General features: G+C 39.5%; 13 protein-coding genes. 5 read left to right on the top strand and 8 right to left on the bottom strand.

Annotated elements, in window-relative coordinates:
- Positions 1–6: 6 nt before the first annotated feature.
- From EHQ16_RS06880 to EHQ16_RS06845, 8 genes are all read right to left on the bottom strand, one after another.
- Positions 7–969: a Gfo/Idh/MocA family protein gene (locus tag EHQ16_RS06880; protein WP_135634429.1), complete on the bottom strand. Its 963-nt coding sequence runs from the start codon at positions 967–969 to the stop codon at positions 7–9.
- A gap of 24 nt (positions 970–993) precedes the next feature.
- The gene (gene dnaJ, locus EHQ16_RS06875) at positions 994–2,121 is read right to left on the bottom strand and encodes a molecular chaperone DnaJ (RefSeq protein WP_135601649.1); all 1,128 of its coding nucleotides are present in this window, start codon (positions 2,119–2,121) and stop codon (positions 994–996) included.
- Positions 2,122–2,143: 22 nt separating this feature from the next.
- The gene (dnaK, locus tag EHQ16_RS06870) at positions 2,144–4,078 is read right to left on the bottom strand and encodes a molecular chaperone DnaK (protein ID WP_135572886.1); all 1,935 of its coding nucleotides are present in this window, start codon (positions 4,076–4,078) and stop codon (positions 2,144–2,146) included.
- Between the two features lie 22 nt (positions 4,079–4,100).
- Complete coding sequence (gene grpE, locus EHQ16_RS06865; protein WP_135634432.1) at positions 4,101–4,673, bottom strand: nucleotide exchange factor GrpE; 573 nt, start codon at positions 4,671–4,673, stop codon at positions 4,101–4,103.
- Between the two features lie 12 nt (positions 4,674–4,685).
- Entirely contained in the window at positions 4,686–5,717 is a 1,032-nt protein-coding gene (gene hrcA, locus EHQ16_RS06860) for a heat-inducible transcriptional repressor HrcA (RefSeq protein ID WP_135634434.1), read from the bottom strand.
- Positions 5,718–5,863: 146 nt separating this feature from the next.
- Entirely contained in the window at positions 5,864–6,781 is a 918-nt protein-coding gene (locus EHQ16_RS06855; protein ID WP_135634436.1) for a sensor domain-containing diguanylate cyclase, read from the bottom strand.
- The gene (locus tag EHQ16_RS06850; RefSeq protein ID WP_135634438.1) at positions 6,774–8,009 is read right to left on the bottom strand and encodes a glycoside hydrolase family 172 protein; all 1,236 of its coding nucleotides are present in this window, start codon (positions 8,007–8,009) and stop codon (positions 6,774–6,776) included. Before EHQ16_RS06850 ends, EHQ16_RS06855 begins: the two co-directional genes overlap by 8 nt.
- A 66-nt stretch (positions 8,010–8,075) precedes the next feature.
- On the bottom strand, positions 8,076–8,567 hold the full coding sequence (locus EHQ16_RS06845) for a hypothetical protein (RefSeq protein WP_135634440.1): 492 nt from the start codon (positions 8,565–8,567) through the stop codon (positions 8,076–8,078).
- A gap of 37 nt (positions 8,568–8,604) precedes the next feature.
- On the opposite strand from EHQ16_RS06845, the gene EHQ16_RS06840 reads away from it, so the two are divergent.
- The 5 genes from EHQ16_RS06840 (at position 8,605) to EHQ16_RS06820 (ending at position 17,690) form a co-directional block, all read left to right on the top strand.
- Complete coding sequence (locus tag EHQ16_RS06840; RefSeq protein WP_135634442.1) at positions 8,605–11,157, top strand: [protein-PII] uridylyltransferase family protein; 2,553 nt, start codon at positions 8,605–8,607, stop codon at positions 11,155–11,157.
- 1 nt (position 11,158) lies between these two features.
- Positions 11,159–12,787, top strand: coding sequence for an alpha-glucosidase (locus EHQ16_RS06835; RefSeq protein ID WP_135634444.1), 1,629 nt, complete (start codon positions 11,159–11,161; stop codon positions 12,785–12,787).
- A 123-nt stretch (positions 12,788–12,910) separates the two neighbouring features.
- Complete coding sequence (locus tag EHQ16_RS06830; RefSeq protein WP_135634446.1) at positions 12,911–13,264, top strand: hypothetical protein; 354 nt, start codon at positions 12,911–12,913, stop codon at positions 13,262–13,264.
- A 95-nt stretch (positions 13,265–13,359) separates the two neighbouring features.
- Entirely contained in the window at positions 13,360–14,478 is a 1,119-nt protein-coding gene (locus EHQ16_RS06825; RefSeq protein ID WP_244241962.1) for an efflux RND transporter periplasmic adaptor subunit, read from the top strand.
- Positions 14,479–14,489: 11 nt separating this feature from the next.
- Complete coding sequence (locus EHQ16_RS06820) at positions 14,490–17,690, top strand: efflux RND transporter permease subunit (RefSeq protein WP_135634448.1); 3,201 nt, start codon at positions 14,490–14,492, stop codon at positions 17,688–17,690.

Below are 17,690 nucleotides of genomic sequence, written 5' to 3'. Positions count from 1 at the left end.
TTGTCATTATTTTTTTCCGTGAATCTCTTCCAGGATTTTATAAGCCACTTCTAACGTTTTAATATCAGAATCACCCTTCACCATGGGATCGGATTCTCCTTTGATACATTTAACAAAGTGTTCATGTTCCTGTTTGAGTGGATTGTCTTTGTGAACAAAGATTTTTTCCACGATAGATTCTTGTCGGTATTTGATTTCTCCACTTCCGAGTTGAGTTGTTGAACTTGCTTGTCTATGTAACTCAATTTCTTGGTTGGTAAAATCTAAAAATACATAAGAATCTTTTTGAGAAATATTAAGTGTTCTAATTTTTGCTTGGGAAGCACGAGATGCGTTAAGAGAAGCAACACATCCATTCGCAAAAGTTAAAACCACACTTGCAATATCTTCGTGATTCGATACAACAGAAGATCCAACAGCCTTCACTTCTTTCACTTCAGACTTTACCAAGTTCAAAACAATGTCAATGTCGTGAATCATCATATCCAAAACCACACCGACGTCAGTGATACGACTGTTGTAAGGTGCAATCCTTCTGGATTCAATGAGGAGTGGATGTTCAGCAATTTTTCCCAGTTCCAAAACTGCTCCATTAAACCTTTCCACGTGCCCAACTTGCAAAATCAAATTGTTTTGTTTTGCTAAAGCCACTAGTTCTTTTGCTTCTTCCACAGTTTGTGAAATTGGTTTTTCAACCAAAACATGTTTCTTTGCAGCTAATGCCTGTTTTGCGATCTTGTGATGAAGGAACGTTGGTGCAGCGATAACCAAAGCATCTGTTTCTGCCAACAATTCTTCAATTGTAGGAAACGCTTTTGTTTTATGTTTTTCAGCAATTTGATTGGCGCGTTCCAAGCTGGCATCAAATATTCCGATGAGTTCAGCATCAGAAAGCTGTTTAGCAACGTTTACGTGGTATTGGCCCATATGACCAGTACCAATGACTCCGAGTCGGACTTTTTTATCCATAGATGCTCTCAATACTCCAAAAGTTCAGCGGAAAAACAACTTAGATTTTCCGCCACTGCCGACCTTTTCGCCGGACTCACGGGCAAATTCTTCCATCAGTTCTCTCTGTTTTTTAGAAAGTTTCTTAGGAATTTCTACTTTAATGATTACGTGTTGGTCCCCTTTGCCATAAGAACCAAGGTATGGGATTCCGTGTCCTTTCAATCGGAAGATTTGTCCACTCTCTGTTCCTTCTGGAATTTTCAAGTTGATGGTCTTTCCGTCAATGGAAGGCACTTCAATCTCCCCACCAAGGCAAGCCATGGACAATGAAATTGTTTTTTGAACAATTAAATCGTTTCCTTGGCGTTCAAAGGTTGGGTGTTTTTTGATATGTGTGACTACATACAAATCACCACTTGGTCCACCGTTCGGGCCAGACTCCCCTTCCCCAGAAACTTTGAGTCGGCTACCCGATTCAACACCGGCAGGGATTTTAATATGAATGGTTCGTCTTTTCTCTGTTAGGCCCTCACCTTTACAAGTTTTACAAGGATTGGAAATAACCTTTCCTTTTCCTTTACAACGAGGGCAAGTGGTTGTCACACTAAAGAAACCTTGGGTTCTTCGTACTTGGCCTGTTCCCGAACAATCAGGACAAACTGTAGGTGAAGATCCTTTGGAGGCTCCGGAACCAGAACAATCCACACAGGTTTCCAGTCTTGGAATTTCAATTTTATATTCTTTTCCAAGAGCGGCATCTTCTAAACTAACTTCTAAATTATAACGGAGATCCGATCCCCTTTGAGGACCGGACCGTCTTCCACCACCGCGGCTACCGCCACCACCTCCGCCTCCGAAAAATTCACTGAAGATATCACCGAAGTCGCCAAAGATATCGGAGAAGTCTGTATAAGCTCCTGCTCCGTATCCTCCACCAGCTCCAGCGTTTACACCTGCTTTACCAAATTGGTCATAAGCTGCACGTTTTTGTGCATCACGTAACACTTCATAGGCTTCTGTAGCCTCTTTGAATTTTTCTTCCGCTTCTTTATCACCCTTATTTTTGTCAGGGTGATACTTGATGGCTAACTTACGATAGGCGCTCTTGATCTCATCATCAGAGGCACCTTTCGAAACGCCTAATACTTCGTAGTAACCACGGTCGCTCATAGTTTTACTTCTTTTTCTCTATTTATTTTTTATCTTCATCAACTACGGTGTAATCCGCATCAACGACCTTTTCGCCACCGGCAGAAGATTCACTTGCACCTTGACCTGCAGCACCTGCTTGGTCTGCACCCGGAGCTCCTGCTTCAGGGCCAGCTTGTGAATAAATCTTTTGTCCAATTTGCATTGCGACTTCTTGGATGGAATCACGAGATGCTTTCATTCTTTCTACGTCACCAGATTCCATAGCTTCACGGCCGCGTTTGATTTCGTCCTGTGCTCTTTGTTTTTCTGATTCATCAAGTTTGTCAGCAGATTCACCGATGGTTTTTTCTAATTGGTAAACAATGGCTTCCAATTCGTTTTTAGTATCAGCAGCTTCACGAAGTTTTTTATCTTCTTCTGCATGAGCTTCTGCATCCTTAACCATCTTTTTGATTTCTTCTTCAGAGAGTCCGGAAGAAGATTCAATACGAATCTTTTGTTCTTTTCCTGTTCCTAAATCTTTCGCAGATACATGAACAATACCGTTTGCGTCGATATCAAAAGTTACTTCGATTTGAGGTACTCCTCTTGGTGCCGATGGAATTCCCACTAAGTCAAAACGACCGAGGGTTCTATTGGCACTTGCCATCTCACGTTCCCCTTGTAAGACATGAACCGAAACTGTTGTTTGGCTGTCTGCCGCAGTAGAGAACACTTGTGACTTTCTTGTAGGAATGGTTGTGTTTCTTTCGATGAGTTTTGTCATCACACCACCGAGAGTTTCAATCCCAAGTGAGAGTGGAGTGACATCGAGTAACAATACATCAGTAACATCACCTGCAAGAACTCCCCCTTGGATAGCAGCACCAACGGCTACCACTTCATCAGGGTTCACAGATTTGTTTGGTTCTTTACCAAAAATTTCTTTTACAAGAGCTTGCACTGCAGGAATACGAATCGATCCACCCACAAGGATGACTTCATCAATTTCACTAGCAGAAAGGCCTGCATCTTTTAATGCATTGATACATGGAATACGAGTTCTTTCTACAAGAGATCTTGTAATTTCATCAAACTTTGCTTTGGTGAGTGTCATATCCAAATGTTTTGGACCAGAAGCATCTGCTGTGATGAATGGAAGGTTGATTTGAGTGGAAGATGTTCCAGACAACTCGATTTTAGCTTTTTCAGCAGCTTCTTTCAATCGTTGTACTGTGTTTTTATCTCCAGAAATATCAATTCCTGTTTGTTTTTTGAATTCGTCGATCATCCACTGCATGACCACGTTGTCAAAGTCGTCACCACCAAGATGAGTGTCCCCATTTGTGGATTTTACTTCAAAAACTCCGTCACCAAGTTCGAGGATAGAAACGTCAAAAGTTCCACCACCTAAGTCGTATACGGCGATCTTTGCACTGGTTTTTTTCTTATCAAAACCATAAGCAAGAGCTGCTGCTGTTGGTTCGTTGATGATACGTTCTACTTCGAGACCAGCAATGCGACCTGCGTCTTTTGTTGCTTGTCTTTGTTCGTCATTGAAGTAAGCAGGAACAGTTACTACTGCTTTTTTTACTTCATGACCAAGAAAGTCTTCCGCAGTTTTCTTCATTTTTTGAAGAACACGAGCTGCAATTTCTTGTGGAGTGAATTCACCAGAAACGGTTTCAAATTTCACACCATCATTTCCAGCACGGATCACTTTGTAAGATACCATCTTGGATTCGTCACCAGCTTCGTTAAAACGACGACCGATAAAACGTTTCGCAGAACGGATTGTGTTTACTGCATTCGTAATTGCCTGGTTCTTTGCGAACTGGCCCACAATGGTTTCACCCTTTGCGGTAAAGGCAACAATCGAAGGAGTGGTTCTTGCCCCTTCTGAGTTTTGAATGACAACAGGGTCTCCACCTTCCATAACCGCCACACAAGAGTTAGTGGTTCCTAAATCGATACCTATAATTTTTTCCTTAGACATAGTCTTCTCCTTCTTACTAATATTAACTTTGTGGTTTTCCCACTTTCACACGTGCAGGGCGAATGGATTGTTTGTTCTCACCTTCTTCATGGTAATAACCAGCTTGGTAAGTTTCCACAACCGTCTCTTCCGTAAACTCTGCACTTTCCTCAGAAGCAATGGCTTCCATAAGCATTGGATCAAACGCCATTCCTTTCGGATCTAAACGTTTGATTCCTTCTTTTTCCAATACGGAATAAAATTCCTTTTGAACCATCTTGATCCCTTCTACAAAAGCGACCACTTCCGGAGTTTGGTTCGGAACATTGGATACTCGTTCCAAGTTGTCGAGAGCTCCTGTGAGTCCTTCCGCGAACTTTTTGATGGATTCCTTTCTTGCATTTAACAAGTCGTTTGCGGTTCTACGTTTGTAGTTTTGAAACTCCGCACGTTCTCTTAACCAAGAATCTTTTAAAGTTTCGATTTCCTTTTTGGCGTTATCGAGTTCTTTTTCAGCACCCTCTACCGCTTGTGCAATGGCTTCATCCGTAATGGCCTGCCCTTCTTCGACTGACACATTTTGTTCATCAACGGATCCGTTTGTTTCTTCTGCCATTTTTCCTCCTACTTATCTACTTAACTTCGTTATCATTTCTGAAACTAACTTTGAAGTGAATTCAATCAAAGGTAATGCTTTGTTGTAATTCATCCTCTGAGGACCAATGATTCCCATGGAACCAATCCTCTTCTCTCCCATTCGGTAATTGGTTGTAATGATGGTTACCCCACCTAACTTCGCATTACCGTCTTTTCCAATAATGGTATAAACCCCATCCATCGGAACATAATCGCTAAAAAACTCTTTGAGAAACTGTTTTTCATCAAACAGATGCAGGATGTTTTCTAATTGTTCCTCTTCATCCTTAAAGTTTTCGTATAAATTTTTTAATCCATCGATATACAAGTTATCAACGGACAAACTGTCCGATCCCATGGCTCTCGCAATTGATGGTGCAAATTGTGAAAATCCTTCTGGACCTTCCTTTTTCATCATCATCTGAGGGATCAGATTACTTTGAATTTCATGAACATCAAAACCTTTGACGTTATCATTCAAATACCTTGAGATTTGGTACAAGGTCTCTTGTGAGATATGGTAATCGAAAAAGATATTTCGATTGAGCACCGTACCTGACCGCATCACAAGGATCATAAGAACTTCTCCACCATTTACATGGATGAGTTCAATGTGTTTGAGTGTATCGAGTGACCCTTCAGGGCCTAGAACCACACTCGCTGATTGCGAAAGGGAAGCCAAAACTTTGGATGTGGCAATGAGAACTTGGTCCAATCGAAATTGCATCCGAAGATACTCTTCCTGGATCCTTTGTTTCTCCCGCATGGTTAACTCAAAAAGAGTTACAAGACTATCCACATACAACCGGTAGCCACGTTCTGTGGGAACACGACCGCCAGATGTATGCCTTGCCACGATGAAACCCATCTCTTCCAGTTCCGCCAAACAAGAGCGGATGGTGGCTGGGGAAACACCGATATCGTATTTTTCAGAAAGGGTTTTGGATCCGACCGGTTTGTTGTCCGATACAAATTCCTCAACCAAGGCTTTCAAAATAGATCGATGTCTAGGGGATAGATCCATATCCTTCTGGCACTTCCTTTAGCACTCTGATGATTAGAGTGCCAATCTATGCTTAAAGTTTATGGATTTGGGATTTTTTCGTCAAGCAGGAAGATGATTGGAGTCTGGAATTTTAGCAGAGTTTGTGAGAATCTGCTAAAATTATGTCACACAGGGTAGACTTGGATCCGATTTCGGCCATGATTCTTCGCTTGGTAGAGTGCGATGTCTGCCAATTTCAAAATCTCTTCTGGTTTTTGGATGGGGTGCACTTTGGTGTATCCAATGCTCAGAGTGATGTTGAGGTAATAGTTATCAAAGATGAAAAAACGATGGTTTTCTACCGATTCCCGAAGGCGATCGAGAACAATCGTCGCTCCTTCTGTAGTTGTGTCAGGCAGGATACAACCGAACTCTTCTCCCCCAATCCTTCCCACGGTATCCTCTTCTCTCAGGCAATCCACAAAGATATTGGCCATTTTTTTGAGAACCAAATCCCCGATGTCATGTCCATAGGTATCGTTGATGACTTTGAAATGATCGATATCTAGCACCGCAAGCACCGATTCCCTGTTGCGACGTTTGACAGTAGCGACTGTTTTTTGCAAACTTTCTGAAAAGGAACGGCGGTTCGGTAGCATGGTGAGTTCATCCATATAGGCCAAACGTTTCAAACTACTAATGAGAACATTTTTTTGTTCTTCCAGACGTCTTCGTTCGCGAACATCTCGAATGATGGCCGCATAGAACATTTGGTTTTCGTTACGAATGGTAAAGGCCCGAATTTCCACAGGAATGGTGCCTTTTGGTTTAGTGACAAGTTCCAGTTCTTTTAAAAACCCTGCGATGTAATGAGTGTCTTTGGAACTAATAAAAGATTCGATAGAACTTTGTTCCCCTTTTTCATTGGGAGGAAAAAGAAAAGAAAACGTTTTTCCAGTTAACTCGTCATTGGAAAAACCAGTTAACGATTGTAATGCTAAATTGCTAAATAGTATTTTGTTATTCGTATCTAAAACTACGATCGCATCGATGGATTGAGAGACAATTTCTCTCGCAAACATATCTGAATAAATCTCATTCATAACCCCAAATTTCCCCATAACCTTTTTCGCTTCGGAATGAATCCCGCCACTTATGGATGTGACGAAAATTAATTTCCGGTTTATTGGTTCGGAATTCTTTTTTCGGCAAAACCTTCATTGGTTTTGAATTCAGACTCTGATACCAATAAGCAACAGAGATTAAATCTAAGGTCAAGGAATTTGCATGCCCATGTTCTAATAAGAATAGGAAATTTTTTTCAAAACGAATAGGGGATTCCACCCAAAATCTATACAAATGTGTTCTGCCTAACCAACCAACAGAATCAGAAACTCGTGGATATCCGAAGTATGGATGCATAAAGATTTCTTTTGGTGACCAAGCTGTGTTAAAAACATCTTCGGTTCCAGTTCCTTTTAAATTGGCTTCCGTTTGGTTTCCATCAATGAAAATCAAATCATCTCCTTCTCCATACCAAAGTGGTGTTGGGGAATCGACATACAAATTGAGACCAACAAACTGGCCTTTGCCTTCCGTTTCGAGAACTGAGAAGTAATTTTCCTTTTTAAATACAGTTTTTTCCGTTTCTCCGAGAAGTCCCCACTCGTTTTCTTTCCCATTCGTTGTGTTAGGTTGAGTCACTGACCGGTTCCACTGCGCATGAAAACGTAAATTCGAATTTAAAGGTTCTTTCCATTCTTCATAATCAATGTAAAAATAAAAGTTGCTGATGTCTTCGTCTGATTCATTTTCAATTTCTATTTTGGCACCGGATTCAAAAGGCATAGGAAAGTAAGAGTTCATTGACTTTCCTTTTTTGGGAGCGGCCACAAGTGGTGCCGAATTCATTATGTATTCTTCTCCCCAACCTTGCCCAAAAAATTCGCCTAACGGAACTTCCACGGAAGGATGGGGTTGGTTGTCCCAATACATCCGAATCACTGCATTTTTTCTGGCCATTACATCTTTACTGGCAAGGGTCATCCAAATGTGTTTGATGACTCCTCTTGTTTTGATCTCTGCAATCGTGATTGTTTTTTTCTTTGGAATTTTGATGAAGTCATCGTTTCCGTTGGTTGGATCTGCGCTTGAAACTCTTTGGTTACGATAAGTTTTATCTTTCCAAAGGGAAGATTCCCATCCATCAGCAAACAAAACATTGGTGGAAAGACAAAAAATTCCGATAAATAAAATCACCACTTTTTTATTTACGAAACCAAACAAGTTTGGAATCGAAACCATTGGAATTTGAAGATTACGAATGTGCATAAAACAAGATCTCAATTTAATATATTATTTGGTGTTTTAAAATTTAATTCTATTTTCCCTATGACCTTAGTCAGTTTTTGAGTTTGTTTTCCACCGATTCACTAAACCAAGGAAAATTCCTGCTTGGACAACTGACTGCAAAAAGATTTCAAAAGCTACATAAAGATGGATCGAAATAGAAATTTCAGGAATCATAAATACCATCCCTTCTAAACTTCCGACAGCAGGGGAAATGGCAGCAAGTCCACCAAGAACTGTCCGCATCCAAACTAAAACAAACATTTGTTTACCGAAGGTCTGCAAACAAAACCAGTCCCAAATCAGAATTAGAAAACTAACCATAAGGACAGCTTGAAAAATAAGGGCCGGGAACAACCAAGACATGGCTCTCGACCAAGCAGCACCGTCACTTGCTGTGACAAGAAACCATCGGAAAACCGCTGTATCTCCCTCATAATATTCTTTCATCACCAATTGAAAGTAGGGAATGGAAACAAGGAGATAGGCGCAAAGATGACTGAAAATAAACTGAATTGTGATTTTAATCTTCGGATTCATGTTAAAGTTGTCCAATAAGGTAGGAACACATCTTAACATGATGAAATCAGAACTCAAGGCAAAACTGCAACGGACGTTCCCAAAAGCCAAAACAGTTTCATCTGGTAGGCTTTTTACACGCCAATTGAGTAATCTTGTCGACGAATCCATTCGCACTCTCTTCAACGAAGTGTCGGAAGGAATCCCTTTAAAAGACCATCTTTGTTTGATTGCTGTCGGTGGCTATGGTCGGCGGGAACTCGCACCCTACTCTGACATCGACATTCTTTATCTTCATGATGGAAAATTATCAGATAAAGTCCTCGGCGAAATCATTTCTAAAATTAATACATTTTTATATAACAATGAAAAGGAAGTAGGACATTCTTGCCGGACAATCAAAGAATCTTTTTTGTATTTGGATCAAATTGAAACTTTCCATGCCGTTCTTGATTCACGTTTCCTCGTAGGATCCGAAGTTCTTTTCCAAAAATACAAAACAGATTTCCTCGGAAAAATTCCTGAAAAAACCATCAAAGTTTTTAATGAATGGAAACTCTCTTACCTTCGCGAACGGATCATCAATTCTTATAACCCCATTTTACTTTCTGAACCCAATATTAAAATAGACCCATTAGGTCTTCGTGATATCCAACATATGTATTGGATTGAAAAAACCAATCCCCTCGCTGATTCCGCTGACGGTGGCATTTTTGATTTTTATTTGATAGGCGATAGTTTAACTCTTCTATCTGCTTATGATTTTTTACTTTTAACAAGATCAGCACTTCATATCATCAGTGGCCGAAAAAATGACAGATTGGATTTAGGACTCCAACCGGAAGTTGCCGAGTTTTTAGGATTTGGTCCGAAAAACGAAATCAAAACTCTCGAATCCTTTATGAGTCAATTTTACAAAGCCCAAAAGGATGTGTATTTTTATATTGGAACTTATTTGGATGAAAAAACCAATTTTAATAAAAAACGAATCCAAAAAGAACTTTCGAATCCAGATAGTTTGTATGATGATATCATCCAATTTTTTGCTGAGTCCCAGGAAAACTCAGAAGAACCATCTCGTATCGATTTAAACCAAATTCGATTCGCATCACACTTCTTAGATGATGATTTTAAAAATCAAAAATCTGTTTTAGATACTTTTATGGGAATGTTACGTAAAAAAAATCGAATTGGGCATACACTCACTTTGATGCATGAATGTAATATACTCGGAAAACTCATTCCTGAGTTTGGAGCTTGTACAAACTTTCCTCTTTTTAGTTACCACCACCAATACACAGTCGACGAACATACACTTTTGATTTTAAGAGAATTGGATGTTCTCATTGCTGACTTATGGGAAGATAGACAAGTACAAGATGTATTCAATGTTTGTGAAAAAATTGAGATTTTGGCCCTGGCCATTCTCATCCATGATGCGGGAAAAGTAAAAGAAGGAGATCACAGCCAATACGGTGCGGAGCTTGCTCTCATCATTGCCGAACGTTTCCGGTTGTCAGAAGAAGACACAGAACTTCTACGATTTCTTGTTGCTGAACATATTGTAATGTCAGAGTTATCATCCAAACGAGACATTTATGATCCCAAACTCATTTCTTCTTTTGCAAAACAATTTTCAAACGAAAACACATTAAGGTTATTGTACATCCTTACCATCATTGATACAAAATCAGTAGGGCAAGGAATCTTAACCAATTGGAAAAAAGAAATTTTACATTTTCTCTTTAGTTCCACTCTCACCTATTTACAAAAAAAAGGCAACCTCACCGACACCCAAGAACGGATTGAATCCACTTTAGAAACATATTTAATTGAAAAAGAAGGCCTCACCTCGGAACAATCCGAACATATTGTAGAGTTTGGTATGAAAATAAGACCTTCTTCTTACTTAAACTACAATACACCAAGGCGTGTTTTCCAACATTTTGGATTACTTTATGAATGGCAAAATTCAGGATTACCTTTCCGAATGATTACCGAACGAGAACCAGCATTTGTCACCTTGTCAATATTTGCCAATGCAGACAAACAAATGTTACTTTATCTTTCTGGAACTATATCTTCATTAGGACTTAGTTTGGTGGGATTAAGACTTTTCCGAACCGAAGAAAACCAACTCATCTTACAAGCGCAGATCACAGACGAATTTGGTAGTGGGGAAATTGTAGAAAAACAAATTTCCGATATCGAATCCACACTAACAGAATGTATCGAAGGTAAAACCAATATCGAAGACCTTGCATCCACAACCAACATTTGGAAAACATTACCACAAATTCCCGATGGAATGGTGGAAGAGTTGGTAAAATTTTCAAATGACATTTCTGAGTTTTATTCTGTTTTAGAAGTTCGAGTTCCCGATTCCATTGGGCTTGTGTATCGAATTTTGAAAACATTACTCGACTTTGAGTTAGAAGTCATTTTTGTTAGGATCTCTACCAGCGCGGATTTTGCTTATGATTCCTTTCATATCCAAACGAAAGATGGTAGAAAAATTGAGGACACGGGTTTACTCCTAGCCATCAAAGAAAGAATTTTGTCCGTAGCACGTGTGAAAGAAAACCAAGGAATCATGGAGATTAATTTTTAATATGGCATGGTGGAAAGAAGCAGTCATCTATCAAATTTACCCACGTAGTTTCCAAGATTCCAATGGAGATGGAATTGGTGATTTAGAAGGAATCATCAGCAGATTGGATTACCTTGCCGGTTCGAAAGATTCGCTTGGCATTGATGCCATTTGGTTATCACCCGTGTATCCTTCTCCTATGTTTGATTTTGGTTATGATATTTCTGACTATGAAGAAATTGATCCCGTATACGGTGACGTCCAAACCTTCAAACGATTGTTAAAAGAAGCACACAAACGTGGAATTCGTATCATCATGGATCTTGTGGTCAACCATACTTCCCATCTCCACCCTTGGTTTGTCGAATCCAGATCTTCCGTCAACAGTCCCAAAAGAGACTGGTACATTTGGAAGGAACCAAAACAAGGTGGGCCACCTAACAATTGGCTTGGTGCCTTCGGTGGATCTGGATGGGAATATGATAAACGAACGGGTGAATACTATTTCCATTCCTTTCTAAAAGAACAACCGGATCTCAATTGGCGTAATCCCGATGTAGAAGATGCCATTTTTAAAATGATGAAGTATTGGTTGGATATGGGAGTGGATGGGTTCCGACTCGATGTAGTTAACTTATATGTAAAAGATGAATTTTTACGTAACAATGCTTCTTATTTTATGAAGGGGCCAAGACCTTACGACAAACAAGTCCATGCTTACGATCGGGATCGTCCCGAAATGCATGGGATCCTTCGTCGTATGCGTAAACTTCTCGATTCCTATTCCGAAAAACGAATGTTTGTTGGTGAAATCATGCAAGATTTTCCCGGCAATGTCCTTCTGCCTGCAACTTATTGCGGGCGTAATGATGAATTGCACCTTGCATTCAACTTTATGTTCCTCTTCTCACCATGGAAGGCTGAACGATTCTTTCAAATTGTAAAAGATTTTGAATCGGCACTTGGGGATGACAATTGGCCAAACTACACCCTCTCCAATCATGATTTCCCGCGTCACATCACAAGGTATGAAAAAGGTGCCGATACAAAAGCACGTGCGGAACTTGCAGCCTGTATGATGTTAACTCTTCGTGGCACACCGTTTCTTTATTACGGTGAAGAGATTGGGATGAAACGCCAGAAAGTTGCTTACAATAAAATCCAAGACCCTGTGGGAAAAAGATATTGGCCTTTCCATCCAGGCCGTGACCCGGAACGAATTCCTATGCCTTGGAATGGATCCGAAACCACTGGATTTACTACAGGCAAACCATGGCTTCCACTCTATGAAGATGCAAACAATATCAATGTAGAATCACAAAAAGAAGATCCGGATTCACTTTTTTTCACGTATAAAAAACTAATCCAACTGCGGAAGGATAGAAAGTCGTTAAGAAAGGGGAAATTAAAAATACACTTAAGTTCCGACAAACAAGTATTATACTACAGAAGAAGAGAAGGCAAAGAAGAGACATATATATTTTTAAACTTTTCTTCAAAACCGGTGAGTGTTTCTTACCCAAGAAAATGGGATTTGAACCAAATTTTATTCAGCACAAAAAACAGAACTTCCTCTTTTGAATTAGAAAAGGAGTTGGACACTGGCGGATTACTTTTGTTCCCGAATGAAGCAGTTATTTTTGCAAAGTAGAATATTTTTTATAACAGAATGACCGATCATTCATTATTCATAAATATGAATTAGATTTATAATTGTTTTAAACTGTTGACAATTCTCCTTTCAGGAATTCGCTGGCAGTAGATGGTTCAGGTAATGACAAAGACTATCGCAAGTAGGATCGCAATCATGCTATTCTCACTTGTATTCATCAGTACTAACACTGAGGGTTACCCAACAAGTCTTACCAACTATACAAAAACAAAATCTTACAATACATCTAGTTTGTACGATTTAAACCTATTCCTTAGCAATATTTCGGAACCAACCGAAGAAGAAGCTAAGTTAGATTCACTCCACCAAAACCACATTCATTCATCTTTATCTTCGTATATTCCCTCACCTATTGAAATTTCATCTGTTTCTTTAAGTTTCCATCTTCTGGAACCTGTTTCTTATGAAATCGTAGAAAAACAGAAGAACCGCGCTCCTCCCAAAAATTCCATCTAACATCTTTTACCCTTAATGGCGCATACTTATGCTGCCGGTTGATTTAAGATCTTAATCATTTGTTCCAACATCGGATTGGACAAAGTGAGGATACCATGGAATTTTCTTTAAAAAATACAAACTCGCATTTTCGTAAACTTTCGATACTGATCGTTAGCATCACTGTATTCAATTTATTTTTGGTGAATTGTCATTCTCGTAACCACGAAGAAAAAAATTCGTTATCGGCAGCATACCCTTGGAAACAAGAAGTAACCATTGAGAAAAGTTATGTGGCACAAGTAAAAGCCATCCAACGAATTGAAATCAGAGCTTTCGAAAAAGGATATTTAACCAACATCTATATGGATGAAGGGAAAGTAGTTAAAAAAGGCCAAAAACTTTTCCAAGTGATGCCCATGCTCGTCAATGCCCAATATGAAAAAGCAAAAGCAGAGTATGAATCCACTTCCATCGAATACGAAAACACAGAAAAACTTTTTAAAGAAAATGTAGTATCTCAAACAGAATTATCACTCATCAAAGCTAGGCTGAAAAAAAATAAAGCCACTATGGATCTGGCGCAGATTCATCTTAACTTAGCAACAGTGACTGCTCCTTTTACCGGGATTACTGACAGGTTCCAAGTTCGATTGGGAAGTTTAGTGGAAGAAGGAACTCTCCTAACAACGATCTCAGACATTTCCAAACTTTGGGTTTATTTCAACGTATCCGAAAAGGATTATCTGAATTTCACAAGTGAAAAGAAAGCAGGTGATAAACCATTAAAGGTTAAATTCTTAATGGCGAATAACCAATTCTTCCAACAAGAAGGAATCGCCGATACCATTGAAGGTGAGTTCGATAGTGAAACAGGTACTATTCCCTTTCGTGCGACATTCCCCAATCCCAATAGACTACTCCGACATGGAGAAACTGGTAACGTTGTCGTTCATGAAAAACTAAAAGATGCTTTGATCATTCCACAAAAGGCAACCTTTGAAGTTCTAGATAAACACTATGTTTATATCATTAATCTTAAAGGTAAAATCAAAGCTACTGAGATCAAAATAGCAAATGAAATTCCTCATCTATTTGTTGTAGAGTCTGGGATTTCAGAAAACGATATCATACTTTTAGAAGGTCTTGGGAAAGTTCACGATGACGATGTAATCAAATACAAAGTGGAGTCTCGTGAAAATATCTTAAAAAGTTTTGACTTAGCTGCGCACTAGGAGGTTAATTTATGTTTACTAAATTTCTCCAAAGGCCCGTCCTTGCCATCGTCTTATCTGTGTTAATTGTTTTTGTTGGATTGATTTCCATTAAAAACATTCCGGTATCACAATTTCCTGAAATTGCACCACCAAGGGTAACCATTACCTTATCCTTTCCAGGTGCCAGCGCTCAAGTATTAGTGCAATCAACCATCACAACTCTCGAACAAGCCATCAATGGGGTTGCTGGGATGAGGTATATGATTTCTTCATCTACCAGTTCTGGTGATGCCATCATCCAAGTTTTATTTGAACCGGGAACCAATCCAAATGATGCCCTTGTTCAAGTAAAAACGAGAGTAGATCAGATGATGTACCGAGTTCCAGAGTTAGTGCGATTGGAAGGAATTTTTGTACAACCTGTTCAACCAAGTATGTTGCTGTATGTGAATTTATACAGTAAAGACCCCAATGCGAGTGAAAAATTCTTATACAACTATGCGACAGTCTTCCTACTCCCTGAACTAAAACGTATCCACGGAATTGGACAAGCTAAGATTTTAGGAACAAGACAATATGCTATGCGTGTTTGGTTAAATCCAGATCGAATGCGAGCATACAATGTAACCACATCAGAAGTGATGAAATCCATCCAAAACCAAAGTATCATTGCAAGACCAGGTCGACTTGGTCAAAGTTCTGGAAAACAAGCTCAATCCTTAGAATACACTTTGACTTATGAAGGTTGGTATAATGAACCTGGGCAGTATGAAAACATCATCATACGAGCCAAAAATGGTGGAGAGGTTCTATACTTAAAAGATATAGCCAAAGTAGAACTGGATAGCGAGTTTTATAATATTTACTCCGATGTAGATGGACATCCCGCAGCGGCAATCATGTTCAAACAAACGGAAGGAAGTAATGCCAAAGAAGTCATCGAGGATATCAAATCAAAGTTAGAGGAACTGAAAAAAACGTTTCCACCGCAAATGGATTACAAACTCAGTTATGATGTCTCTAACTTTATCGATGCTGCCATTGAAAAGGTAATTCATACTCTTGTAGAAGCCTTCGTTCTGGTTGCCATCGTTGTTTTTATCTTCCTTGGAGATTGGCGTTCCACTCTCATCCCCATCATAGCAGTCCCCGTATCCTTAATCGGTGCGTTTTCTTTTATGTTGGCTTTAGGTCTTACCATCAACTTAATCACACTCTTTGCCATGGTGCTTGCTATCGGAATTGTTGTGGATGATGCCATCGTTGTTGTGGAAGCAGTACATGCAAAAATGGCGGAAGAACACTTAAGTGTTTATGCATCTGTAAAAAGCGTTTTAGGAGAAATCAGTGGTGCCGTCATTGCCATCACACTCCTTATGACGGCCGTATTTGTTCCTGTGACTTTTTTACCAGGACCTGTGGGAGTATTTTATAGGCAGTTTGCAATCACAATGGCAACATCCATTGTTTTATCTGGATTCGTAGCATTAACACTCACACCTGTGCTCACAGCTATGATTCTAAAACCTCATTCTCACGATAAAAAAACTCACAATCCCATCGATATTTTCTTAACCAAATTCAATTTCTATTTTGATCAAGTAACAGAAAAATATGTAAACCTAATGCATCGTTTTTCTGGATCAAAAGTGTTTATTGTTTCCATCCTCCTTAGTTTTACAGTGGGATTTTTGTTATTAACACAAATTGTTCCCGCAGGATTTGTTCCTGGAGAAGACCAAGGTATGATTTACGCAGTCATACAAACTCCTCCTGGATCAACCATAGAAAAAACAAATGATGTAGCTCGCAAACTACAAGAGGTCGCATTAAAAATTGAAGGTGTCGACTCTGTTGCATCCCTTGCCGGTTATGAAATTCTAACAGAAGGAGAAGGTTCCAATGCAGGAACATGTCTAATCAGTTTAAAAGATTGGTCAGATCGAAAAAATTCCGTTCACGATGTGATGGAAGAACTCGAACACAATACAAAAAACTTTGGTGCCATCATTGAATTTTTTGAACCTCCTGCCGTACCAGGATTTGGTGCTGCTGGTGGGGTTATGTTTCGATTATTAGACAAAACCAATAGCGGGGATTATACGGCCTTTGACAAAGTGCACGAAGAGTTTATGGGAGAACTTCGCAAAAGAGAAGAGTTAACAGGACTATTCTCTTTTTATTCCGCAAAGTTTCCACAACTCGAAGTGAAGTTGGATCGAAAACTGGCAATGCAAAAAGGTGTCAACATTGGAGAAGCAATGGATAATTTGGATATCCTTGTTGGTAGTACTTATGAACAAGGATTCATTCGTTTTAACCAGTTCTTTAAAGTTTATGTCCAGTCCCTTCCAGAATTTCGCCGATTGCCATCCGATATTTTGAGTTTGTTCACTCCCAACGACAAAGGGGAAATGGTTCCTTACTCTGCCTTTTTGTCTCTCGAACAAAAACAAGGAGCCAACGAAATTACAAGATACAATGCGTACACTTCATCGGTGATCAATGTTTTGCCAAACAAAGGTTATACGACTGGTGATGCGATCAAAGGAATCAGAGAAGCATCTAAAAATCTTCCTGCTGGATTTGAAGTGGGTTGGGAAGGTCTCTCTTACGATGAAGCCGCACATGGGAATGAAGCGATCTTTATCTTCCTCGCGGTGATTGTCTTTGTTTACTTGGTTCTTTCCGCCCAATATGAAAGTTTCATCATTCCTTTTTCTGTGATTCTATCACTCCCACCAGGAATTTTTGGAACCTTCTTTCTACTAAAACTTTTAGGTCTAGCCAACGATATTTACGCACAAATCGGGATGATTATGTTAATCGGCCTACTTGGAAAAAATGCCGTGCTCATTGTAGAATTCGCAAGGCAAAGGCAGGAAGCCGGTTTAACCGTGTTTGAAGCTGCTCTCGAAGGTGCCAAAGCAAGATTTAGGCCGATCCTAATGACTTCCTTTGCCTTTGTTGCCGGATTATTACCTCTTGTTTTTGCAACGGGCCCCGGAGCTATCGCTAATCATACCATCGGTGCTTGTGCGTTAGGTGGAATGGTATTTGGAACGGTCTTTGGTGTCATCATCGTTCCGGGATTATACATTATTTTTGCAAACATTGCAAAAGGAAAAACTTTAATCTACAAAGAAGATCTTATGCCACTCACAGAATCACCTGAAAGTTACATAACTTCTGAACTTGAAAGAAAACAATCAAAAAGGGGAAAGAAGTAA

It is taken from the genome of Leptospira kanakyensis (assembly GCF_004769235.1).
Taxonomy (GTDB): Bacteria; Spirochaetota; Leptospiria; order Leptospirales; family Leptospiraceae; genus Leptospira_A; species Leptospira_A kanakyensis.
The sequence above is the reverse complement of the archived record's forward strand: the minus strand, read 5'-3'. Positions and strand labels throughout refer to the sequence as shown.